The 20346-nt window shown below is 66.8% G+C and carries 26 protein-coding genes; 12 read left to right on the forward strand and 14 right to left on the reverse strand.

Annotated elements, in window-relative coordinates; all coding sequences use genetic code 11:
• Positions 1 to 61: 61 nt before the first annotated feature.
• Entirely contained in the window at positions 62 to 1234 is a 1173-nt protein-coding gene (locus SVA_RS00980; protein WP_197703307.1) for a patatin-like phospholipase family protein, read from the forward strand.
• Entirely contained in the window at positions 1231 to 1431 is a 201-nt protein-coding gene (locus tag SVA_RS00985; RefSeq protein WP_096457504.1) for a DUF2905 domain-containing protein, read from the forward strand. The genes SVA_RS00980 and SVA_RS00985 overlap by 4 nt, the downstream gene beginning before the upstream one ends.
• Here the strand turns inward: SVA_RS00985 and SVA_RS00990 are convergent.
• The 7 genes from SVA_RS00990 to SVA_RS01020 form a co-directional block, all read right to left on the reverse strand.
• On the reverse strand, positions 1406 to 1843 hold the full coding sequence (locus SVA_RS00990; protein ID WP_096462771.1) for a YybH family protein: 438 nt from the start codon (positions 1841 to 1843) through the stop codon (positions 1406 to 1408). The genes SVA_RS00985 and SVA_RS00990 overlap by 26 nt on opposite strands.
• A 33-nt stretch (positions 1844 to 1876) precedes the next feature.
• A complete protein-coding gene (locus SVA_RS00995) occupies positions 1877 to 2224 on the reverse strand; it encodes a GFA family protein (RefSeq protein WP_096457507.1) in 348 nt (115 codons plus the stop codon).
• A gap of 19 nt (positions 2225 to 2243) precedes the next feature.
• Positions 2244 to 2837 (reverse strand): exopolysaccharide biosynthesis protein, encoded by a 594-nt coding sequence (locus SVA_RS01000; protein WP_096457510.1) that lies wholly within the window; start codon positions 2835 to 2837, stop codon positions 2244 to 2246.
• 105 nt (positions 2838 to 2942) lie between these two features.
• Positions 2943 to 3257, reverse strand: a complete 315-nt coding sequence (locus SVA_RS01005; RefSeq protein WP_096457513.1) for a hypothetical protein — start codon at positions 3255 to 3257, stop codon at positions 2943 to 2945.
• A gap of 146 nt (positions 3258 to 3403) precedes the next feature.
• Positions 3404 to 3733: a hypothetical protein gene (locus tag SVA_RS01010; RefSeq protein WP_148665340.1), complete on the reverse strand. Its 330-nt coding sequence runs from the start codon at positions 3731 to 3733 to the stop codon at positions 3404 to 3406.
• 89 nt (positions 3734 to 3822) lie between these two features.
• A complete protein-coding gene (locus tag SVA_RS01015; RefSeq protein WP_096457518.1) occupies positions 3823 to 4401 on the reverse strand; it encodes a hypothetical protein in 579 nt (192 codons plus the stop codon).
• A 60-nt stretch (positions 4402 to 4461) separates the two neighbouring features.
• Complete coding sequence (locus SVA_RS01020; protein ID WP_096457520.1) at positions 4462 to 4725, reverse strand: hypothetical protein; 264 nt, start codon at positions 4723 to 4725, stop codon at positions 4462 to 4464.
• A gap of 364 nt (positions 4726 to 5089) precedes the next feature.
• On the opposite strand from SVA_RS01020, the gene minC reads away from it, so the two are divergent.
• The 3 genes from minC to minE are packed head-to-tail and all read left to right on the forward strand — an operon-like array spanning position 5090 to position 6944.
• Positions 5090 to 5806: a septum site-determining protein MinC gene (minC, locus tag SVA_RS01025; RefSeq protein ID WP_096457523.1), complete on the forward strand. Its 717-nt coding sequence runs from the start codon at positions 5090 to 5092 to the stop codon at positions 5804 to 5806.
• A 46-nt stretch (positions 5807 to 5852) separates the two neighbouring features.
• Entirely contained in the window at positions 5853 to 6659 is an 807-nt protein-coding gene (gene minD, locus SVA_RS01030; protein WP_096457526.1) for a septum site-determining protein MinD, read from the forward strand.
• 3 nt (positions 6660 to 6662) lie between these two features.
• A complete protein-coding gene (minE, locus tag SVA_RS01035) occupies positions 6663 to 6944 on the forward strand; it encodes a cell division topological specificity factor MinE (RefSeq protein WP_096457529.1) in 282 nt (93 codons plus the stop codon).
• Positions 6945 to 6980: 36 nt separating this feature from the next.
• Here the strand turns inward: minE and SVA_RS01040 are convergent, their stop codons facing one another.
• From SVA_RS01040 to SVA_RS01050, 3 genes are all read right to left on the reverse strand, one after another.
• Entirely contained in the window at positions 6981 to 7370 is a 390-nt protein-coding gene (locus SVA_RS01040) for a carboxymuconolactone decarboxylase family protein (protein ID WP_096457532.1), read from the reverse strand.
• Positions 7367 to 7786 (reverse strand): nuclear transport factor 2 family protein, encoded by a 420-nt coding sequence (locus tag SVA_RS01045; protein ID WP_096457536.1) that lies wholly within the window; start codon positions 7784 to 7786, stop codon positions 7367 to 7369. The genes SVA_RS01040 and SVA_RS01045 overlap by 4 nt, the downstream gene beginning before the upstream one ends.
• Before the next feature lie 144 nt (positions 7787 to 7930).
• Positions 7931 to 8413 (reverse strand): GFA family protein, encoded by a 483-nt coding sequence (locus SVA_RS01050; protein ID WP_096457539.1) that lies wholly within the window; start codon positions 8411 to 8413, stop codon positions 7931 to 7933.
• A 260-nt stretch (positions 8414 to 8673) separates the two neighbouring features.
• On the opposite strand from SVA_RS01050, the gene SVA_RS01055 reads away from it, so the two are divergent.
• The 4 genes from SVA_RS01055 to SVA_RS01070 all read left to right on the forward strand — a co-directional run bounded on the left by SVA_RS01055 (position 8674) and on the right by SVA_RS01070 (position 11556).
• Positions 8674 to 9300, forward strand: a complete 627-nt coding sequence (locus SVA_RS01055; RefSeq protein WP_096457542.1) for a hypothetical protein — start codon at positions 8674 to 8676, stop codon at positions 9298 to 9300.
• A gap of 586 nt (positions 9301 to 9886) precedes the next feature.
• Positions 9887 to 10096, forward strand: coding sequence for a sigma factor-like helix-turn-helix DNA-binding protein (locus SVA_RS20370; RefSeq protein WP_420823899.1), 210 nt, complete (start codon positions 9887 to 9889; stop codon positions 10094 to 10096).
• A gap of 367 nt (positions 10097 to 10463) precedes the next feature.
• Entirely contained in the window at positions 10464 to 10649 is a 186-nt protein-coding gene (locus tag SVA_RS01060) for a hypothetical protein (protein ID WP_096457545.1), read from the forward strand.
• Between the two features lie 202 nt (positions 10650 to 10851).
• Entirely contained in the window at positions 10852 to 11556 is a 705-nt protein-coding gene (locus SVA_RS01070) for a TIGR02391 family protein (RefSeq protein WP_096457551.1), read from the forward strand.
• Positions 11557 to 11722: 166 nt separating this feature from the next.
• Here SVA_RS01070 and SVA_RS01075 read toward each other — a convergent pair whose 3' ends face one another.
• The 4 genes from SVA_RS01075 to SVA_RS01090 all read right to left on the reverse strand — a co-directional run bounded on the left by SVA_RS01075 (position 11723) and on the right by SVA_RS01090 (position 17283).
• Entirely contained in the window at positions 11723 to 12175 is a 453-nt protein-coding gene (locus tag SVA_RS01075) for an outer membrane lipoprotein (RefSeq protein WP_096457554.1), read from the reverse strand.
• 191 nt (positions 12176 to 12366) lie between these two features.
• A complete protein-coding gene (locus SVA_RS01080) occupies positions 12367 to 15891 on the reverse strand; it encodes an FAD-dependent oxidoreductase (protein WP_096457557.1) in 3525 nt (1174 codons plus the stop codon).
• Positions 15892 to 16033: 142 nt separating this feature from the next.
• On the reverse strand, positions 16034 to 16567 hold the full coding sequence (gene moaC, locus SVA_RS01085) for a cyclic pyranopterin monophosphate synthase MoaC (protein WP_096457560.1): 534 nt from the start codon (positions 16565 to 16567) through the stop codon (positions 16034 to 16036).
• Between the two features lie 11 nt (positions 16568 to 16578).
• Entirely contained in the window at positions 16579 to 17283 is a 705-nt protein-coding gene (locus SVA_RS01090; RefSeq protein WP_096457563.1) for a Crp/Fnr family transcriptional regulator, read from the reverse strand.
• Positions 17284 to 17431: 148 nt separating this feature from the next.
• On the opposite strand from SVA_RS01090, the gene SVA_RS01095 reads away from it, so the two are divergent.
• The 3 genes from SVA_RS01095 to rtcA all read left to right on the forward strand — a co-directional run bounded on the left by SVA_RS01095 (position 17432) and on the right by rtcA (position 20173).
• A complete protein-coding gene (locus SVA_RS01095; protein ID WP_169923915.1) occupies positions 17432 to 17689 on the forward strand; it encodes a thioredoxin family protein in 258 nt (85 codons plus the stop codon).
• Between the two features lie 80 nt (positions 17690 to 17769).
• Positions 17770 to 18996: a molybdopterin molybdotransferase MoeA gene (locus SVA_RS01100; protein WP_096457569.1), complete on the forward strand. Its 1227-nt coding sequence runs from the start codon at positions 17770 to 17772 to the stop codon at positions 18994 to 18996.
• Positions 18997 to 19144: 148 nt separating this feature from the next.
• Entirely contained in the window at positions 19145 to 20173 is a 1029-nt protein-coding gene (gene rtcA / locus SVA_RS01105) for an RNA 3'-terminal phosphate cyclase (protein WP_096457572.1), read from the forward strand.
• Positions 20174 to 20346: the final 173 nt, after the last annotated feature.

Genomic DNA, 20346 nt, shown 5'->3' on the forward strand with positions numbered 1-20346 from the left:
GCAGGGATTTGACGGCGCCGGGTCGAGCGGGTAAACGAAGGCAAGGGAGCGGAAACGCACGGTGAGCGCGCAGGCGAAAAAAAAGCCGGTGGTCGGCCTGGTGATGGCGGGCGGGGGCGCCCGGGCGGCGTATCAGGTGGGCGTGCTCAAGGCCATCGCCGAGATGCTGCCCGAAGGCTGCCCCAATCCCTTCCCGGTCCTTTCCGGCGTGTCGGCGGGAGCGATCAACGCCGCCGCCCTCGCGATCTGGGCCCGGCGCTTCCATTCCGGCGTGCGCCGGCTCCACTACGTCTGGCGCAACTTCCGCGTGCACCACGTCTATCGCGCGGACACGCTCGGCCTGCTCGGGACGGGGCTGCACTGGCTCGTCGCCCTGATGTTCGGCGGCCTCGGCCGGCGCAACCCGCACGCGCTCCTCGACCGCGCGCCGCTCAAGGAGCTGCTGGTGCGGCACATGCCCTGCGAGGAGATCCAGGCCTCGATCGAGGCCGGCGCCCTGCGGGCGCTCTCCGTCACCTGCTCGGGCTACGAGTCCGGCGACTCCGTCATCTTCTATCAGGGCGCGGACACGATCGCGCCCTGGAAGCGGGCCAACCGGTTCGGGGTGCCGGAGCGGATCACGGTCGATCACCTGCTCGCCTCCTCGGCGATCCCGTTCCTCTTCGCCGCCGTGCCGATCAATCGCGAGTACTTCGGGGACGGCTCGATGCGCCACGCCGCGCCCATCAGCCCGGCGCTGCACCTCGGGGCCGACCGCGTGCTCGTGATCGGCGTACGCGAGGATTCGACCGCCCCGCGCACCCCGCGCCCGCACTCGGCCGGGTATCCCTCGCTCGCGCAGATCGCCGGCCACGTGCTGGACAGCATCTTCCTCGACGCGCTGTCGGCCGACCTCGAGCGTCTCCAGCGCATCAACAGGACCATCAGCCTGATCCCGCAGGATACGCTGCAGGAGGGCGGGGTGACGCTGCGCCACGTGCAGGTCCTCGTGATCGCGCCGAGCCAGGACCTGGAGCAGATCGCCGCCCGCTACGTGGAGCATCTGCCGCGCACGCTGCGCTTCCTCTTCCGCCGCGCCGGGGTGTTCAAGCGAGGCGGCTCGAACCTGGCGAGCTACCTGCTCTTCGAGAGGCCCTACACCAACGCGCTCATGGCGCTCGGCTACGCCGACGCGATGGTGCGGCGCGACGAGATCCTGGATTTCCTGAACACGGAAGGGCGCGAACCGGCATGAGTCGCACGCTCATCGCCATCGGCATCCTGCTCGTGGTCGTCGGCCTCGCCTGGCCCTGGCTCACCAAGCTCGGCCTCTTCCGCCTCCCCGGCGACATCGCCATCGAGCGCGAAAATTTCCGTTTCTACTTCCCGATCACCACGATGATCATCATCAGCGTGGTGATCTCGCTCATCCTCTGGCTGTTCCGGAAATAACCCCGCCGCGCGGCTGGGACGGGACGGGGGCGAGCAGGTTCGCATCCCGCGCCAGCACCCACTTCCCGTTCTGCTTCTTCAGGACGGGAAGCGTGTGCCCGGCCCGCTTCATCGGCGGCGCGCCGCCCGGCGGCGTCACGACGACCGAGAGCCGGGTCCACATGAACGCCCACTCTCCGAGCACCGTGATCTCCTGAATCTCGCTCGTCCCCTCGAACGTCGGCCGTTCGCCGCCCGGGTGGGCTTTGGCGGCCGCGGCGAACGCCGATCTCCCGATCATGGGCGGCTGGCCGGCGACGAGAAAAACGACGTCGTCCGCCATCAGGCCGAGGACCGTGTCGATGTCGCCGGCCTTCGTCGCCCTCATCCAGGTGTCGACGAGCTGCCGTATCTCCTGCTCATCGCTCTGCATGTTCGTGCTCCGCGATCCGCGCGAATCGTCCATTCAAAGCGCCCGCCCGTCGAAATGCTCGACGACGAGCGACGACAGGTCGACATCGTCCAGGCAGCGCGCGTTGACGGCGGTGATCCGGTTACCGGACGGGTCCACGCCTTCGCCGAAGGGATGGATTCCGCACGTCGAGCAGAACCGATGGCTGACCGTCCGGGAGCCGAATGCGTAGGTGCCGAGGCTTTGCTCTCCCGAAATCAGCCGGAACTTCTCCCGGGGAACGAACCAGAGCAGCGCTCCCTTGCGGGAGCAGATGGAGCAGTTGCACTCCGTGACCCGCGCGAGCTCGCCTTCGACTTCGAACGCGACCTGACCGCAATGGCAGCTGCCTCTGAAGATCATCGCCCGGCTCCGTTGTGGATCAGAGGAGATTGTAAACGACCGCCCCGGCGGTGGCGGCCGTGAAGACGAAGGCGAGCAGCGCCAGCAGGCCGTCGCGGGCGATCAGGGAGAGGCCGAACGCGGTGAGCGCGACCCCGGCGCCGTTGGCGCTGAAGGGCACGATTTCCATCACGGGCATCGCCAGGGCGATGACGATGCAGACGACGGCGACGACGTAGATCGCGGGTCCCTGCGCGAAGACCGTGAGGCGCGGACGCAGGAGGCGATCGACGAATCGCGCCGGGCGTCGCAGCCACCCCGTCGCCTTGCCGAGCTTGTCCCCCGCCACCGATCGCCGGAGCAGCCAGCGGGGCAGCCAGAAGCACTCCCGCCCGAACAGCAGTTGCACGGCGAACAGGAGCACGATCGTTCCGATGATCGTGGGCACGCCCGGTATGTCCCCGATGACGGGCGCCAGGGTCGCCAGCCCCGCCAGAAGCAACAGGGGCCCGTACGACCGGCGACCCACCACTTTGAGGATCGCGTCCAGGGAAACGCGGTCGCCCTTCCGCGCCGTCTCCCCGACGCGATCGAGCAGCTGTTCCAGGTTCGTGGGGTCCTGATACGTGGCCATGCGTCGTCCATGAGCTGCGATCGAGAGACGCGGTCGCGTTTAGCCGCCGCAGTATATCCTCGCACGACGATGGAATGGCGCGGGCAAATCAGGGTGAGGGACAGTTCAGAATCCCTTCACAACCCACAAAAGCACCACGGCACTGAAAAAAATATAAAGAGCGGCGGCGGCCATGCCCTCCATGTGGCAAAACCGGCTCCACTTCCTTTTCGCGCAAACGCGGGTCACCGACTCCATCAGGACGAAGCAACCGAGAATCCAGATCACAGCCAGAGACCAACCGACGACGCCCAGGTCGGTATACCTGCGGTCCACCTCCCGAATGATCTCGGGTATTCGAGCGAAAAAGTAAGCGGCGGCCGCAAGCAGGACGGCCGCGATGATGACAGATTCGAACTTATGCCACCGACGGTTATTCATTGTCGTTCCGCGGTTTCAGGTCGGTGAGCAAGGCTCGGCTTTGGTGCCCTCCCGTCCACTCCATTTCGGAAGACGATCGAACCAAAGCCTTTGCCAGGCAAGACAGAATCCATATGAATGAATGCAGCCCGATGAAAGAAACAAAGTCAAAGCACTTCAAGCAGTCGGTACGTCGCATAGGCGACGACGAGGAGGAAGAAGAACGGAAGCAACATGCGGTCCAAACGGCTTCGTCTGATCAGAAAGTCGCCCGAATACGGCAAAGGGCGGGAAAAGTACGGTACGAGCAGCACAACGACCGCGCCCAGCGCGATCGCTGCCGCGACGATCGGTCGGGCGAACAGTTCCGGATACGCGACGAGAAGCGCGAGGAAAGACAGAACGCCGAGTCGAACCCCCACAAGAGCCGCTTTTCGGACAAATCGGGATTTCTCCGCGATCCGGAGGCATGTACGGCAGGCGGCGAAGTCGTTCACCAGCCACGCGAGAGCGGGAATCTCGCGCTTACCGCAACTCGGGCAAATCGGCATGCTCTGACCCTCTTCCGGAGCAGACAAGAGATGCGCTAGTCGACGTTGAGCTCGCGATTACAGTTGATGCACCGCGCGGGGCCCCACGGTGTCGTCTTGACGGTAATGCTCAAGCAGTACGGGCATCGCGTGGTCAGCAGAAGCACCATTCCGACGATTGCCGCGGCCATGCCAAGAACCGAAAGGAGCTCGCCTGGCTCGGGCGGCGAATAAAAATGCGAGAACGCGAGCAGAAGCCCTCCCCACAGCAGCGCGTGGCCAGCAACGTTGAGTCGTCTTCGCTTCACCGCATAGCGGCGGAACCTCTGTTCCTGTTCCGGCGTCACGGCCAGTTCGTTTTCGCCGACGATCTGAAATCGCGAGAGGGCGACCCAGACGAGCGTGAAGACGAGCCCAACCGCAACGATCCACGGTATCCCCCACTCGAACGGAAAGAGGTTAGTCGCGGGCAGGAATAACGCAATCGCGAAAAGGCCCATCAGCTCCGTGACGCGCCGCGGATCCAGCTTCAACAGCGTGCCGCATCGCTCGCACGACAGCAGCGCAGCCGTCCGGTCGAGCCGAAGCACCTTCCACCAATCGAGCGTGATACCGCATTTCGGGCAGGCAGCCATGGTCCCTCGCTTCGGGTTTCTCCGCGTATCTCGAGCCGCGAACAGAGCGCCTTCGATGCCTCAGTCGTCATTGGCCGCGACCAGGCGACGCTTTGCGAACGCCATCACCAGGCCGAAAAGCCCGCTGCCGTAAGCGCCCCACAACACATACGCTTCGACGCCGTGTTTCGTGAGCGCGACATGCCACGGAAGCAGGAGCAATGCAGGCAACATCAGAGACGCCCACCATTGCGTCTTACGATCGACCTCGACTTTGGCATTGCAATGGGGACAGAACGCGTCGTATTGCGTGAACTCGAACCACCGCAGCTGGCGCTTCGCCAACTTCGCCGTGTACTGGCAAGTGGCGGGCGCCTGCTACGAAAAGGAAAAGCGCGTCGTATCAGCCAGTTACACGTCACCTGCACTCGCCGCTTCCTTTGCGAAAAAGACGAGAGCGCCGTGACGGACAGGCACGCTGTCGGAGGAAGTCGATCGCGCGCCGAGGCATCGGGCCGTCTCGGGGCTGCCGGCCGATCGACGTTGCGCGAGCAGCCCGTCGACGACCCGAAGGTGAATAGACCGATTCGGCGTGCGACGAACGGGGCACGTAAGACGACGTGGTGCGTTGAGTCGCGTGGCGTAAGCGGTAGCATCCGCGGACGACCGGCATCGCTGACCGGACAAAGAACAACGCGCCCAGGTGCGAATGGCCCTCATCCAGAATCTCCCGAAGGAACCGCCGAGGGCGTTCGAACTCAAGGGGCGCATGATGGCGTTCTCGGTGCTGCGGGTGCTGACCCCGGACCTCCGGTTCCTCGCCCAGCAGCTGGACGCCAAGATCGCCACCGCCCCCCATCTGTTCCAGAACTTCCCCGTCCTCCTCGACTTCGAGGCGCTGCCCCAGGAGCTGCAGGAGGCGTTCGACATCGGGCGGTTCGACCGGCTGCTGCGCGAGCGGAGCTTCGTCCCGGTGGGCATGTGCGGGGCGGGGGACGTGCTGCGCGGGATCGCCGGCGGCGTCGGGATCGGGACGATCTCCCCGGGCCTGGCCGCGCCCCCGCGGCAGCCGCCGAAGGAGGCCGCCGCCCAGCCGCGCCTCACCAGCCTGCTCATCAAGGAGCCCGTGCGCTCGGGCCAGCAGGTGTACGCCCGCGGCGGCGACCTGACCGTCCTCGCGACCGTGAGCCCGGGGGCGGAGATCATGGCGGACGGGAACATCCATATATACGGCTCGCTGCGCGGCCGGGCCCTCGCCGGCGTGCGCGGCAACGCCGAAGCGCGGATCTTCTGCCAGGACCTGGACGCCGAGCTCATCTCCATCTCCGGGCGCTACCAGATCAGCGAGAAGTTCAAGGAAACGATCCGCAAACGCCCGGTTCAGATCTTTCTGAACGGGGAACGACTGATGATTGAACCGTTGTAGCGGTCACCAGCGCCGCTCGACCAAAACTAGTCTCTGGAGGAAAGCCGTGGCACGCACCATCGTCGTCACCTCGGGTAAGGGAGGGGTGGGCAAGACCACCACCAGCGCCGCGCTCGCGACCGGTCTGGCGCAGGCGGGCAAGAAGACCGTCGTGATCGACTTCGACGTGGGCCTGCGCAACCTGGACCTGATCATGGGTTGCGAACGCCGGGTCGTGTACGACTTCGTCAACGTCATCAACGGCGAGGCGAACCTGCACCAGGCGCTGATCAAGGACAAGCGCGTGGAGGGCCTCGCGATCCTGCCCGCCTCGCAGACGCGCGACAAGGACGCGCTCACCAAGGACGGCGTCGAGCGGGTGCTCGACGAGCTTTCGAAGCACTTCGACTGCATCGTGTGCGACTCCCCGGCCGGCATCGAGCGCGGCGCGCTGCTCGCCGCCTACTTCGCCGACGACGCCATCGTCGTCACGAACCCCGAGGTCTCGTCGGTGCGCGATTCCGACCGCATCCTCGGCATCCTCGCGAGCAAGACCCGGCGCGCGGAGCGCAACGAGGCGCGGGTGCGGGAGTACCTGCTGCTGACGCGCTACTCCCCGGCGCGGGTCAAGAAGGGCGAGATGCTGAGCGTGGACGACGTGCGGGAGATCCTCTCGATCGACCTGCTCGGCGTCATCCCCGAGTCGAAGTCCGTGCTCCAGGCCTCGAACTCCGGCGTGCCCGTGATCCTCGACGAGGAGAGCGACGCCGGCCAGGCCTACGAGGACGCCGTCGCCCGCTACCTCGGCGAGGAACGGCCGCACCGCTTCATGACCGAGAAGAGGGGCATCCTCGGCCGCCTGTTCGGGACCTGAACCATGAGCTTCCTCGACTACTTCCGATCGCAGAAGAAGAGCGCCAGGGTCGCGAAGGAACGCCTGCAGATCATCGTCGCCCGCGAGCGCAGCCCGCGCGGGGGCCCCGACTACCTGCCGCGCCTGAAGGAAGAGCTCCTGAACGTCATCCGCAAGTACGTCCCCATCGACCAGGACGGCGTGAAGATGCAGCTCGACCGGGAAGGCGACTGCGAGGTGCTGGAGCTGAACGTGACGCTGTTGCCGGAGCAGCCGGCCGTGGCAGGGAAAACCGGCGTCCGCTGACGGGCTGAAAGGGAGCGGCCATAAGGGGGTCGCCCCTCAGCGCTTCGCTTCGCGCTCCTCGAGCACTGCGGCCAGAACGGGCAGGGCATCGAGGGCGGCCGGATAGCCCGCGTAGATCGCGACCTGCAACAGCGCTTCGGTGATCTCCTCGATCGTCGCGCCGCTCTCGAGCGCGATGCCCAGCACGATCCGCAGCGCGGCCGGACGTCCGAGCGCGGCGAGGATCCCCACGCTGCACAGCGCGCGCGCCTTCGGCTCGAGCGCTTCCCGGGACCAGGTGCGCCCGAACACGACCGAGATCGCCTCGCCCTCGAACGCCGGACTGAGTTTCCGGAAACGCTCGACAACCAGTTCAGCCTGCTCTTTCCCGACCAGCCGGGCGAGCGTTTCCACGCCTTTGGTGTAATCGTCGATTTCTTTCGTCATGCCTCTTTGCTCCGATCCGGCCTGCCGCTCACGGCGATCATCCGCCACACCCCGTCCTGCCTGAAGTAGACCTCGCTCCACTTCCCGCTCACGTCAATGGGCGCTGTTCCGTTCGACGCGACCTGGGCGGAATAGGCGTAGTGGACCACACCGACCTGCCCGCCGTAGATCTGGACGCTCAGCGGCCGGAGGTCGTAGCTCAGGAGTGCCGGCGAGTCGCCCGATACCGAGCGAACGGCGGACTCGCGGTCGTGCGGGAGCGGGGCGGTCATGTCCCACCCGACGTAATCGGGGTGAAGCGCGGAGCGGATCCCGGACGCGTCCCGGCTTCGGGACAGAGCCCACAGCTCCAGGACGCGCCGCCACAGCTCACGCTGCTCCTCGGAGAAGTCGGCGACGGGTATTTGAAGGGTCATCGGAGAGGATCGCAGTCGATTCGATCGTCCATCCTAGAGCCAGGATGCCCTTCGGAAATTGATCGGGATCACGAAACCGGCTCGGCCGCCGGGGCTCTACCGCCTGCCCGCGCATCGGCCCGGGCGCCTTTTAACGCGCGGCCGTTACCGTCCCAACAGCCTCGCGCGCCGTTCGAGGCTTTCCTTCGGCCATCGTTCCGACGCCCGGTAATACTCGGCGACGGCGGGCACGCCGGGCGGGATGACGACCCACGGCTGCTTCGAGGACGTGTAGATGTGGATGTCCGGCGGGAAGCGGTCGGGCTTGTCGAGCGTGCCCACGCGAACGAACCGGATCGCCTCGGCCGCGCCCGCGTAGTTGCTCCAGACCGCGATGCGGCACCGCGGGCAGCGGGAAATCTTCTGCCCCTTCCCGCTGTACGAGGGCGTATCGATCACCTCGACCTCGCCCGAGAGCACCTGCACGCAGTCGGCCTCGACGAGCGCGTTCAGGACAAAGGCCGACCCGGTTTCCCGCTGGCACCAGCGGCAGTGGCAGCAGTGCACGAAGAGCGGCCGGCGAGTCATGCGGTAGCGCACGAAGCGGCAGGTGCAGCCGCCGTCGAAGTATTCGGCCTCGTCGCTCATGGTTGCCTCCCCGTTTCGAACCTTGCGTCGCCATCGCCGCCGGCGATTCGCCTTCAGGTGGAATCGCTCTCCCAAAGGCGGATCGCTTGCCGTCGATCGGGCCCCCGCCTACCATGCCTCGGAAGCATGGCAGGAGAACGGAATTAGAAGGATCACCGCCGGCGCGATCAAGCGCCACGGAAAAAAAGAACCGACAGACATCAGAAGCAGTTCCGCCCTACCGTCCCATTTTCTCAACAACAATCGTCAAGGAAGAAAGCATGAAATCCAACCCCACCACGCTTTCCGCGCTGTTCGGACTCGTCCTGCTCGTCACCACTCCCGGCCACGCCGGGGAAACACTGACCCTCGGCACTGCCACGGTCCCGAACAGGATCTCCGGGTACACGGGCGACAAGAAGGTCGCCGACGCCTTCTATGGCGTGAAGCAGATCCTGTGGGAGGAAGACAACGACAAACCGTGCTACCTGAACGTTCAGGCGAAAAAGCTGAGCTCCCCGGAGGGCAAAGTGGCCGAGATCAGCATCTGCAAGGGTGGCGCGGGGAACAAGAAGATCGTCGAGCTGACCGTCGACGACCATTACGCGCGCGGGATCGCGGTCTGCACCACCGACAGGAAGGACAGCAGCGACAACCGCCTCAAGGGCATCAGGCTCTACGCCGCCGAAGTCGAACCGGACGGCAAGGTCATCGCACTGAACGCCTTCGAGAAGAACGAGCACACGAACTGCGCCAAGTGGCACCCGGCCGTCTACTGCCCGTCAGGCCACATCGCCAACGCCGTCTACGCGTACTACAAGGGCGGCAGCAAGGGCGGTTACTTTACCGGCCTCGGACTCAAGTGCGCCAAGGTCATCACGGCATCCGATACTGCTCGCGGGAATTGAAGGGAGGGTCGCGCAGCTAGCAGACGCGATCGATATATCTTCCCGCCCGGGCGAACAAGAAACTCCCGACTCTTTATGCTTCACAAATTAGAGGCGACGCGCGATAGGCAAAAGGCAAGACCTGACCCTCTCTCTCTCCGCTCTCTCTCTCCGACGCTCGCTCGGATTGCGGCGCACTAGACATTGCGTAAGCCATTGAGCGTCTCTACTCGCATCTGACCCGCATTCGTTCTTTCTCGCAAGCTATCTGGCAAGAGGCGAGGTTTTACCCGGCTGGGGGCGATAGGAGGGGAAAATGAATCTGTCATCGTTTCCTTCATCCGCCTGCGGTTCTCCTCGCCTCAGCCGGCGGCCACATCATGTGGCACAATCCGGCAACTTCAGCATGTCAACCAAGAAGCACATATTGACAAATATGTTAATGAGTTATCCTACAACACCTTGTTTGTACGCACGTAAAATAATACACGTTACAACTAAGTCTACAGCAGCTACTTGACTTTATGTCAGATTGCCATTAGTGTCCGCGTGACATGGGCGCCGGGTGAGGCGCGGAGAAGCGAAAGTGGACGAAATGGTGCGGTATATGAAGGCTGTCGTGGTGCTGCAGGCAGCGGCACTAGCTGATGAGGAAGGACGTCCTTCGACCGAGGTCCTACTTCGTCGGGCGGGGCTAGATATCAACGAGATCGCAGAAATACTTGGCAAATCGTACGCAGCCGTCGCCAAGGCGATCAGTCGAGCACGGTCGGCGCCACGAAAAGGACGGCCGACTACCGATATGGAAGGAGTTTAATCGATGGCGAGAGAGATCAATCACGCAACACTAGCAGACGTAGTGGTACAGCTGAAGTTAACAAACAGACTCCTTGTCGCGCAGCTCAAGTCCACCATGAAACAGGCGGATTTGATCGTGCTCCTTGCGTCAGCCGGGGCTAGCAATCAGGAGATAGCGGACATACTCGGCACAACGGCCCCGACAGTTTCGAACGCCCTAGTCAGGACGAGAAAGAGAGGACGAGCGATCTAACGCAGTCTGAAGCAACGGCGGTCCTTTGTCCGCCGAGAGCGTGGCTCGAAGTCTCATGAAGTCGCTCCAGGAAGCGAACACGGAGCGGGGAAACGCACGCACAAACTACGCTCCACTATCGGAGGAATGATCTATGGCAGCCAAGAAGATACAGGAGGTCAACGAGACAGCAGAAGTCCTAAAGAACATGCTGATTGTTCAACTCGCGCTGGCTGGTGTTCAACAACGCGCGATCCGCAACATTGTCGGCTGCGACATAAACCGCGTCAGCCGAATTGCGAGACACCTTAAAGCAAATAAGTCAGATGAGGAGGGCTAGGTATGACGCGTAATCCAGAGAAGATCGATCCAATTGAACGGAAGCTGGACTCGATCCTGTCGGTTCTTCAGGACCTGCTGATCTTGCAGGGCGCGAAGGCGGGGATCAAGAGAGACGATCTCAGGCGAATCGTTTCAGTCGACACGAACCGGGTGAGCCGAGTAATGAAACACGTTCGGCGGGCTAAGAACGAGGTTGAGTAATGCCTCGAACCCGACTTGACCCCGTCCTGCTCGAGAAGCTCGCAACGAAGACTAAAAAGAGTCCTCAGTACATCCGAGAGCAGATCAGCCGCCGTGCTGCCCGCCTAAGTATTGCGTCGGAAGCCGCAATGGTCCTCTGGGCACGAGAATTCGGGATCGGCACGGCCGCCTTTCAGCGACGGCTTGACCCTCACATACAGCAACAAATTGGGGCCGCTCGATTCGTCAAGCTCTCCAACGACGCTATTCCGCGACGGACTGAAGCCAAGGTCCCGCGCGATCCCCGAGGACCGTCCCCGTTACGGGCGTCAATAGATTTCCTGCTTAGTGATGAAGAGCTGAAAAGGCGCTGCGCGGATCTGCTTACGGCTCGAAAAAGCTTTGACCGTGTCTTTCGCGAGGCAACAGTGGTTCTCGATAATCGTCTCAAGCGGCTGGCGCAGATAAAGGGCAAGATGAATCCTGCGGATCTAGTGGCGAGGGTGCTCCATCCCGATCGAGCTCTGTTGGTGGTAAGTGAGCATCGAGACGAGCAGCAGGGATTTTTCGAACTCGTTAAGGGCCTCATGGCGGCCTTTCGCAACCCGGCCCATCACTCATTGAACGACCAGTCGACTCGCGAAGAGGCGCTTCGCTTTTGTGGATTCATTGACTCGCTTCTGTCGATACTGGGTCGCGCAAGGCTTAATCTGCCGCCAAGCTGAACTCTCGAAGTCGGCGTTCTAAATCCAGAAGTTGACGTCGCGCGCGTACTCCGCTGGCGAGGTTCGCCGCGGTACGCGACATACTGCTGCGTGAACGTATGGACCCCTCTGCGAAATATGCAATATCCGGCGATAGTGTCCTTAGCAACTTCGGGCGCGTCTAGCGCTAATGCGTCACCCGCGTCCCGCCCCGCCCACCCTGAATGATCCGCACCCGCTCCCCGACCCGGAACTCCTCGTCGGCCGCCTGGACGACGGCGAGGAGGCGGCCGCTGTCGAGCTTCACGGTGATCTCGTAGCCCTTCTGGCGGGTGACGCCTTCCTCGGCGGCGGCACCGGCGACGCCACCGATGACGGCGCCGGCGATCCCGCCGACGGCGCGGCCGACCGGGCTGCTGCCGGCCTCGCGACCGACGACGCTGCCGGCGGCGCCGCCCGCCACGGCGCCGACGCCGGACTTGGTGCCTTCGATCTGGACTTCGCGGATGTGCTCGACGATGCCCATCTGGACGTCGTAGGCGGTGCGTGCCTGGGAGCGTTCGTAGGCGCTGCCGGACATGCTCGAGGCGCAGGCGGGAAGGAGCAGGACGGTGACGGCCAGGATGGCGTGGCGAAGCATGGTGTAAGTCCTCGTATCGTTATTCGGAGCTCGAACGCGCGGCGGTGTGCCGGCGTTGACGCATAAAAGAAGAATCGCTGACGGCGGGGGATTTGGGAAGGGTGGGGCATATTTGCCCCTCACCCCGGCCCTCTCCCCGGAGGGGAGAGGGAGAATTACTAATAAGGGAGAGGGAGTACTTCGGACCGCTTCTACACGCGCGGGACGGCGTTGCGGTCGAGGAGGTGTTCGAGCCAGAGGTCGGTGAGGCGTTCCTGCAGGCGGTTCTGGCCGAGGCGCTCGTCGAGGTTGTCGAGGTCGACGATGTCGAGGGGCTGGTCCTGCCAGGAGCAGCCGAACACGGCCTTGGTGCGGTGGCCGGTCTTGGGGTCGATCTGCCACTGGAGGCACTGCGAGCACACGCCCTTCAGCATGCACTGCATCGGCGTGCTGACGGAGGCGACCGTGTGCTCCGCCTTGCAGAAGCGCGGCGCGAGGAGGCCGTGCTTGGCGTCGCGGACGGCGCGCACCAGGCGGTTGCTGCCGACGATCATGAGGCGGTCGACCTCCTCGACGGGGATCGGCGGGCGCTTCGGGCTCGGGCCGAGCGCGCCGTCGGCGTAGCGCTGGATCGCCTCGATCGCGCTGCCGACCGAATAGTGATCGTCCGGCCGCGACGGCTTCACCGGCGGGCCTTCCTCGACCGACCAGACGACGACGTCGGCGGCCTGCTCGATCTCCTCGCGCAGGAACACTTGGTCGGCCGTTTTGAAGTGCCCGACGTAGAGCACGCGGTTGCCGGCGGCGCGGAGCGCCGGGCCGGTCGCGAGGAGGTGGGCGACGCCGAGGCGGTCGCCGACGATCATCACGGTTTCCGCGCTCGGGATCTTCGCGCGCACGCCGGCCGGGCCCATGAGGGCGACCGGGTCGCCGGGCTTGAGCGTGGAGATCAGGCGCGAGCTCGCGCCCTGCTCGACGACGATCAGCGAGACGTCGCCCGCCTTCGGGTCGACGTGCGCGCCCGAGAGCGCGAGCGCCTCGGTCTGGAGCCGCGTGCCGTCGACGAAGGGCGAATGCGTCTCGTAGTTCTGGAGCCGGAAGAACTGGCCGGGCTTGAACTTGAGCGCGGCCTGGGGCGCGTGGACCGTCAGCTCGACGACGTCCTTCGCCAGCCGGCGGAGCCGCTTCACCTTCACGGCGAACGCCGCGTCGATGTGCGCCCGGAAGGCGTCGTATTCCTCGTCGTCGCCGACGGCGTCGGCGCGGCTGCCGAAGGTCTCGACGATCTTCGGGTAGATGCGCTTGCCGGAGGCGATCGCCTTCACGACGCTTCCGTGGAAGACCGGGTGCGTGTCGCCGACGAAGCTCACGCGCCGGCCGTCGTGCACGTAGGAGGTGAACGGGCCGAACTCCGGCAGCTTCGCGTGCGACGCGACGGGGACGGCGACGTTCGCGTCGTCCTTCGCCTCGAAGGTCTGGTAGTGCCCGCGCTCCTTGGCGAAGTGGCCCTTGTGCTCGAACTCGTAGGCGACGTTCGGACGCGCGCCGGTCGCGACAAAGATCGAGCGGGCGGGGAGCCTCACCTCTTCCTCGGTCGGGCGCCACGCGCCCGTGTCGGCCTTGGCCTGCCGCTGGCACACGAGGGCGGCGACGTGCCCGAACCGATCGAGCTCCGCCCGGACGGGGGCGAGGCCCTCGGCGTACATCACGCCCTCCTCGAAGGCCTTGACGATTTCCTCGTGGTTGCGCGTGTAGGCCGGCGACTCGGTCATGCCGCGCCGGTAGGCGACGGTCACGCCGCCCCATTGCTTCAGCAGCGGCAGGAAGTCCGGCGCCTCGCCCGCGGCCTTTGCCCGCGCCCGCTCGGCGCGCACCGCGCGGCCGTGCTCGAGGAATTCGTCGAGGATGAGGCGCGACTCCTCGTCGAGGCGACCGCGCACGACCGTCTCGCCGCGCGCCGCGACGAGCGTGTCGTAGCGGTCGAGCGTCTTCTCGACCTGGGCGATGTAGTACGCCTGCGCCTCGGTCGCGGTGTCGATGCCGGTGAGGCCGCCGCCGATGACGACGGCGGGCAGGCGCACCTGGAGGTTCGCGAGGCTCGCGCGCTTCGCGGCGCCGGTGAGCTGTAGCGCCATGAGGAAGTCGTTCGCCTGGCGCATGCCCGGGGCGAGGCTGCCCGGGATCGGCAGCGCCTGCGGCAGGCCCGCGCCGACCGCGATCGCGACGTGATCGAAGCCCATCGCCCAGGCGTCCTCGACGGTGACGGTGCCGCCGAAGCGCACGCCGCCGTAGACCTGGAAGTAGGGCCGCCGCGAGAGGGAGAGATAAATGAGCTTCAGGAAGTTCTTGTCCCACCGGTTCGTGATGCCGTACTCGGCCACGCCGCCGAAGCCCGCCATCACACGCTCGTCGAGCTCTTCCTTGAGATCGCCGTAGTTGCGCACCGGGAGGCGCACGTACTCCTCCGGCAGCGGCTCGATCTTGAGGCCCTCGGTCCCGACGACCGCGAAGCCCTCCATCAATAGATGGTGCGCGAGCGTGAACCCGGCCGGGCCCATGCCGATGATGAGCGCCTTGAGCCCGTTGTAGGGCTTGGGCAGCCACTGGCGCGGGCGCAGCGGATTCCAGCGGATGAGGAGGTCGTAGATCTCGACGCCCCACGGCAGCGCGAGCACGTCCGTCAGGATGCCGGTCTCGGACTGCGGGATGTCGACGGGGTCCTGCTTCTGGTAGACGCACGCCTTCATGCAGTCGTTGCAGATGCGGTGCCCGGTCGCGGCGCACATCGGGTTGTCGATCGTGATCATCGCGAGCGCGGCGATCCCGAGGCCGTCGCGCTTCATCACGTGCATCTCGGAGATCTTCTCCTCGAGCGGGCAGCCGGTGAGCGTCACGCCGAGCGGGTTCACCTTGAGGCCGCGCTCGGGCTCGCCCTTCTTCTCGGGGAAGCCCTTGGAGCAGAAGTCGCCGTCGTGGTCGTGGCAGTAGATGCAGTAGTTGACCTGGTGCTGTACCTCACGCCCCGACATGCGCGGGTCGGTGAGCTTGAAGCCGTCGCGCCGGCGCATGTGCCCGGCCGGTCCCTCGACGCGGCCGGCCGGGTCGTCCGGCAGCGGTTCGAACGGCACGAGGTGGTCGTGCTCGATGCCGTGCGGGAGCTTGAGGCTCACCCAGCCGGCGGTCGCGCGCCCGCCCTCGTCGGAGGTCATGGCGCGCACGCACCAGCGCGTGAGCTTTTCGAGCGCGTCGGCGTTCGCCTTCTCATCTCGGAGCAGCGCGAGCCCGTAGCGGGCGGTGGCGAGCTCGCGGTCGGGGCTGTCGAGCTTCGCGGCGGCAAGCGCGCCGGTGAGCCAGCGGTCCAGCTCCGCGAACGGCTCGAACTCGTCCTTCTTGAGGAGCCGGCGGCGGGCGCGCTTGAGGACCACGTTCTTCTTGAACGCAAAGATCGGGTCGTGCCCGAGCGTCGCCGCGCGCAGCGTGGCGACCGCGTCCTCGACCCCGAAGAGCTCGACGACCATCCGTTCGAGCAGGGGGCCGAGCGCGAGCAGCAGCTCGCTGCGCTCGATCGGACCGAGCGCCTGTTCGGACTGGCGGTAGCGCAGCAGCCGCTCGTGCAGCGCCGCGTCCTGCGCGCGCACGCGCGCGAGGAACTCCCGATCGAGCTTGCGAAGCGTCTCGATCTCCTGGAGCTGCGTGAAGGTGAATCCGTTCGCCAGCTTGAGTTCGGCTTTGGACATCAAAGGCACGCGGGAAGCGGGTGATTGGCCCGTCCAGTATGGGCGCGACAGGCGGTTGCCGGCCTTGATTTACATCAGAGGCGCCGCGCGGCGGCGCGTATTGTACGGGGTTGGAGCGCCAATTTCATGGCGGCGGGGACCGCTATTCCTCGCGCACCCAGGTCCCGGACCGGCCGCCGGATTTCGCGAGCAGGCGAATGTCGGTGAGCACCATGCCGCGGTCCACCGCCTTGCACATGTCGTAGATCGTGAGGAGCGCGATCTCGACCGCGGTCAGGGCCTCCATCTCGACGCCGGTCTGCCCGGACGTGCGCACGGTCGCGCGGCAGCGCACCGCCGCCTTCTCCGGCGCGAGCTCGATCTCCACGGCGCTGAGCGGGATCGGGTGGCACAGCGGCACCAGCTCCGCCGTGCGCTTGGCCGCCATGATCCCGGCGAGCCGGGCGACGCCGAGCACGTCGCCCTTCTTGTGGCCGCCGGCGAGGATCCGCTCGAGCGTCTCGGGCCGCATGCGGATCACGCCCTCGGCGACCGCTTCGCGCGTCGTGACGTGCTTCCCGCCCACGTCGACCATGTGCGCCTCGCCGGCCGCGTTGAAATGCGTGAGCCCGGCGGCGCGGCCCCGGGTGCGGTCGCGCGTGGCGCGGCGGCGCGGGCGGGCGGTACGCGGAGGCACGCGGGCGCCCGTTACTCGGCCGGCGGAAGCTGGACGAGCTTGCGCAGGGCCCCGACGTCGCGGACGGTGATATGGTGGCCGTGCACCTCGATGAAGCCGCCCTGGCGCAGCTTGGCGAGGATGCGCGAGAGCGTCTCCGGCTGGATCGCGAGGTGCGCGGCGATCACGCCCTTCGGCGTGGTGAGCTGCACCTGCGGCGAGGTCTGGACCTCGCGCGGAATCTGCTCGAGCAGGTACGCGACCAGGCGATAGGTGGCGTTCTGCAGCGTGAGGCTCTCGATCTGGTTGACCAGCATGTGGAGGCGCCGGCTCATCGAGGCGAGCAGGCCGAACGTCGCCTCGGTCGACTCGCGCAGCAGGCCGATGAAGCCCTTCTGCTCGAAGGCATAGAGCTGCGCGTCGGTCACGGCGGCCGCGTTCACGGGGTAGCGCCCCTGCGTCCCCATGAACATCACCGCCTCGGCGAAGGTCTGGCCCGCGTGCATGAGCTCGATGATCTTCTCGTCGCCCTCGGGCGACAGACGGAAGAGCTTCACGAGGCCGGAGCGAATGAAGTAGAAACGGTCGGCCGGCTCGCCGTGGCGGAAGAGCGAGTCGCCGGTCGCGAGGTGGATCTCGTGCATGCCCGACGTGAGCCGCTTCAGGTGCTCATCGGTCATGTCGGCGAACAGGTAGGCGCGGCGGAGCTCGGGAAGCGGATCGTGGGCGTGATTCATGGCGCCATAATACCCCTTGCGCGGGTGCGTTGACCAAGGTCAATGAGTCGCGGAAGCGGCGTGCCTATCGTGCCGGCATGCCGTCCTGCCCCCGTCCGATTCCGTTCCCGCCGGTCGCCGCCCGCGCGCCGCACCGAGCGCCATTCGCGTGAAGATCGAGCTGCTCGTCAGCGATTCGTGCGTGCCGTGCCAGCAGGCCGAGAAGGTGTGGCGCGCCGTGGCGGCCGAGCGCGGCATCGAGCTGACCGTCGTGAAGCTGGCGGACCCCGACGGCCAGGCCCTGACCGAGCGCCTGCACCTCAAGACCATTCCCGCCGTGGTCGTCGACGGCGTGCTCCGGGGCATCGGCGTGCAGAGCCGGGCGGACGCGCTCGCCCTGATCGACGGCGGCGACTCTTCTATATAAAGGATTCCGGGTCGCGCGCGGCATCGCGCGGCCACGGCCGCCCGGCTCCCGGCGGTCCGGCCGAAAATCCGCGTGCTACCATGGCCGCCATGCTCACGCTGGAACAGGCGCAGGCCGAGATCCTCGGCGCGATCCGCCGCGCCGACGCCCGCGAGACCGTGACCCTCGACCGCGCGTCCGGACGCTACCTCGCCGAGGCCGCCCGCGCGCGGGTCGACCATCCCGCCTTCGACAACTCCGCGATGGACGGCTACGCGCTGCGCGCGGCCGACCTGGCGGGCGCCGGCTTCGTCCTGCCGGTCAGGGGCGCGTCGAGCTGCGGCGATGCCCCCGGGCGGCTCGATCCCGGCGCCGCCATGCGCATCTTCACCGGCGCGCCGCTGCCCGAGGGCGCGGACACGATCGTCATTCAGGAGAACGCGGTGCGCGAAGGCGATCGCGTGCGCGTGCCGGAGACGACGAAGTCGCTTCAGCACCTGCGGCGCGCCGGCGAGGACTTCCGCGCCGGCGAGACGCTCTACGAGCCGGGTCGCCGGCTCATGCCCGCCGACCTGTCCGTCCTCGCGACGGCGGGCGTGGACCGGGTGCAGGTCTGCGCGCCCGCCCGCGCCCTCGTGATCTCCACCGGGAACGAGCTGACCGAGCCGGGCGCGGCGCTCGCGCCCGGCCGGATCTACGAGTCGAACCGGCTCGCGACCCTGGTGCAGCTCCGGGCGCTCGGCGTCGACGCGGTCGACGGCGGCATCGCGCGCGACGACGCGCGCTCCCTGCGCGATGCGCTCATCGCCGCCGGGGAGTACGACTTCGTCGTCACGAGCGGCGGCGCGTCGGTCGGCGAGCACGATATCGTGCGCGACGTCATCGGCGAGCTCGGCGAGATCCGGCTGTGGAAGGTGCGGGTGAAGCCGGGCAAGCCCGTCGCGTTCGGGCGGATCGGCTCGCGCGCCCACTTCTTCGCGCTGCCCGGCAACCCGGTGTCGAGCCTCGTCACGTTCAAGCTGTTCGTGGAGCCGGCCGTGCGCGTGTGGCACCACGGCACCGCCGCCTGCGTCGAGCTCACGGCCCGCGCCGCGGCGGCATACCGGCGCCGTCCCGATCGCACCGAGTTCCTGCGCGCCCGTCTCTATGTCGAGAACGGGGTGCTCCACGCCGAGGCGCTCAAGGGTCAGGGCTCGCACATGATCGGCGCCCTCCGGCACACCAACGGCCTGATCCGCATCGAGGCGGAGAGCGAGGGCTTCGCAGCGGGCGAGTCGCTGCGCGTCCTTCCGCTGACGCTCGAAGGCTGGGGCCGCGCGATCGTCTAGCCCGGGTGACGTAAGGCCGGGAGGTCGTGAGGTCGGGAGAGCGGGAGAGCGAAACGTCCTGCATCTTACGACCTGACGACCTCACGATCTCACGCGCACTCGCGGCGCAAGGAGCGCAAAGCAGGCCAGTGAATCTGGATCCGCGGGCGTGAAGACCATCGACGCCTCCCACGGCGAGGGCGGCGGGCAGGTCGTGCGCACGGCGTGCGCGCTGGCGGCAATGACCGGCGAGGGCGTCCGGCTCGTCAACATGCGGGCCGGCCGCCGGCCGCCCGGGCTCGCGGCGCAGCACCTCACGGCCGTGAGGGCGGTCGCCGCGCTCTGCGACGCCGAGGTCGCGGGCCTCGCGCTCGGCGCGCGGGAGATCGTGTTCCTGCCCGGGCGGATCAAGCCCGGGGAATTCCGCTTCGACGTCGGCACCGCCGGCTCGGTGACGCTGGTGCTCCAGGCCCTGCTGCCCGCGGCGCTGTGCGCGCCCGGGCCCGTGCGCGTCACCGTCACCGGGGGCACGGACGTGCGCGCCACACCGACCGTCGATTACTTCCAGCGCGTCTTTCTTCCGCTCCTCGCGCGCACCGGCGCCCGCGCGTCCTTGCGGATCGTGCGGCGCGGCTACTACCCGCGCGGCGGCGGCGAGGTGGAGCTGACGATCGAGCCGTGCGGGCGTTTCGCGCCGCTGCGGCTCGAGCAGGCCGGCGCGCTCGAGCTCATCGAAGGGTTCGCGTACTGCGCGAATCTTCCGGGCCACATCGCCGCGCGCATGGCGAACGCCGCGACCGCCCGCCTCGCCGGCCTGCGGGTGCGCATCGACACCCGCGTGCTCGGACGGACGGAGGCATTCGGCCCGGGCGGCGCGATCGTGCTCGCGGCGCGGACGGCGCACGCGCTTCTCGGCGCGCTGGCGGTCGCCGAGCGCGGCGTGCCGGCGGAGCGCCTCGGCGAGCTCGCGGCCGACGAGCTGCGTCCGGAGATCGAGAGCGGCGCGACCCTCGACGTGCACGCCGCCGACCAGCTCCTCGTGTACCTCGCGCGGGCCGCCGGTCCCTCCGTGTTCCTCGCGCGGACGCTGTCGCTGCACGTGCAGACCGTGTGCTGGCTGCTCGAGCAGTTCCTGCCCGTGCGTTTCCGGAGCTCCGCACAGGGGGCGCTCTCGCGCCTGGAAGTGATGCCGGCCTGAGATCGAACCGGCCACTCGTCGGGGAACGACAGACGCGTCGCGCGCGTAGAGCGCTGGCGACTCTTTATGCTCGCCCGCCGCTGGCCGTGTCCACGTCGTTTCTTCTCCCTCTCCCTTGATGGAAGAGGGCTGGGGAGAGGGTGGGGGTATAGCAGCGCTCTCTGGCCCCCTCT

The sequence above is a fragment of the Sulfurifustis variabilis genome, from assembly GCF_002355415.1.
GTDB classification, from domain to species: Bacteria; Pseudomonadota; Gammaproteobacteria; order Acidiferrobacterales; family Sulfurifustaceae; genus Sulfurifustis; species Sulfurifustis variabilis.

Excerpts from the sequence above, each read along its gene's own strand:
- SVA_RS00985 (WP_096457504.1), top strand. The coding sequence starts at position 1,231 with ATGAGTCGCACGCTCATCGCCATCGGCATCCTGCTCGTGGTCGTCGGC.
- SVA_RS00990 (WP_096462771.1), bottom strand. The coding sequence starts at position 1,843 with ATGCAGAGCGATGAGCAGGAGATACGGCAGCTCGTCGACACCTGGATG.
- SVA_RS00995 (WP_096457507.1), bottom strand. The coding sequence starts at position 2,224 with ATGATCTTCAGAGGCAGCTGCCATTGCGGTCAGGTCGCGTTCGAAGTC.
- SVA_RS01000 (WP_096457510.1), bottom strand. The coding sequence starts at position 2,837 with ATGGCCACGTATCAGGACCCCACGAACCTGGAACAGCTGCTCGATCGC.
- SVA_RS01005 (WP_096457513.1), bottom strand. The coding sequence starts at position 3,257 with ATGAATAACCGTCGGTGGCATAAGTTCGAATCTGTCATCATCGCGGCC.
- SVA_RS01015 (WP_096457518.1), bottom strand. The coding sequence starts at position 4,401 with ATGGCTGCCTGCCCGAAATGCGGTATCACGCTCGATTGGTGGAAGGTG.
- minC (WP_096457523.1), top strand. The coding sequence starts at position 5,090 with ATGGCCCTCATCCAGAATCTCCCGAAGGAACCGCCGAGGGCGTTCGAA.
- minE (WP_096457529.1), top strand. The coding sequence starts at position 6,663 with ATGAGCTTCCTCGACTACTTCCGATCGCAGAAGAAGAGCGCCAGGGTC.
- SVA_RS01040 (WP_096457532.1), bottom strand. The coding sequence starts at position 7,370 with ATGACGAAAGAAATCGACGATTACACCAAAGGCGTGGAAACGCTCGCC.
- SVA_RS01045 (WP_096457536.1), bottom strand. The coding sequence starts at position 7,786 with ATGACCCTTCAAATACCCGTCGCCGACTTCTCCGAGGAGCAGCGTGAG.
- SVA_RS01050 (WP_096457539.1), bottom strand. The coding sequence starts at position 8,413 with ATGAGCGACGAGGCCGAATACTTCGACGGCGGCTGCACCTGCCGCTTC.
- SVA_RS01055 (WP_096457542.1), top strand. The coding sequence starts at position 8,674 with ATGAAATCCAACCCCACCACGCTTTCCGCGCTGTTCGGACTCGTCCTG.
- SVA_RS20370 (WP_420823899.1), top strand. The coding sequence starts at position 9,887 with ATGAAGGCTGTCGTGGTGCTGCAGGCAGCGGCACTAGCTGATGAGGAA.
- SVA_RS01060 (WP_096457545.1), top strand. The coding sequence starts at position 10,464 with ATGGCAGCCAAGAAGATACAGGAGGTCAACGAGACAGCAGAAGTCCTA.
- SVA_RS01070 (WP_096457551.1), top strand. The coding sequence starts at position 10,852 with ATGCCTCGAACCCGACTTGACCCCGTCCTGCTCGAGAAGCTCGCAACG.
- SVA_RS01075 (WP_096457554.1), bottom strand. The coding sequence starts at position 12,175 with ATGCTTCGCCACGCCATCCTGGCCGTCACCGTCCTGCTCCTTCCCGCC.
- SVA_RS01080 (WP_096457557.1), bottom strand. The coding sequence starts at position 15,891 with ATGTCCAAAGCCGAACTCAAGCTGGCGAACGGATTCACCTTCACGCAG.
- SVA_RS01090 (WP_096457563.1), bottom strand. The coding sequence starts at position 17,283 with ATGAATCACGCCCACGATCCGCTTCCCGAGCTCCGCCGCGCCTACCTG.
- SVA_RS01100 (WP_096457569.1), top strand. The coding sequence starts at position 17,770 with ATGGCCGCCATGCTCACGCTGGAACAGGCGCAGGCCGAGATCCTCGGC.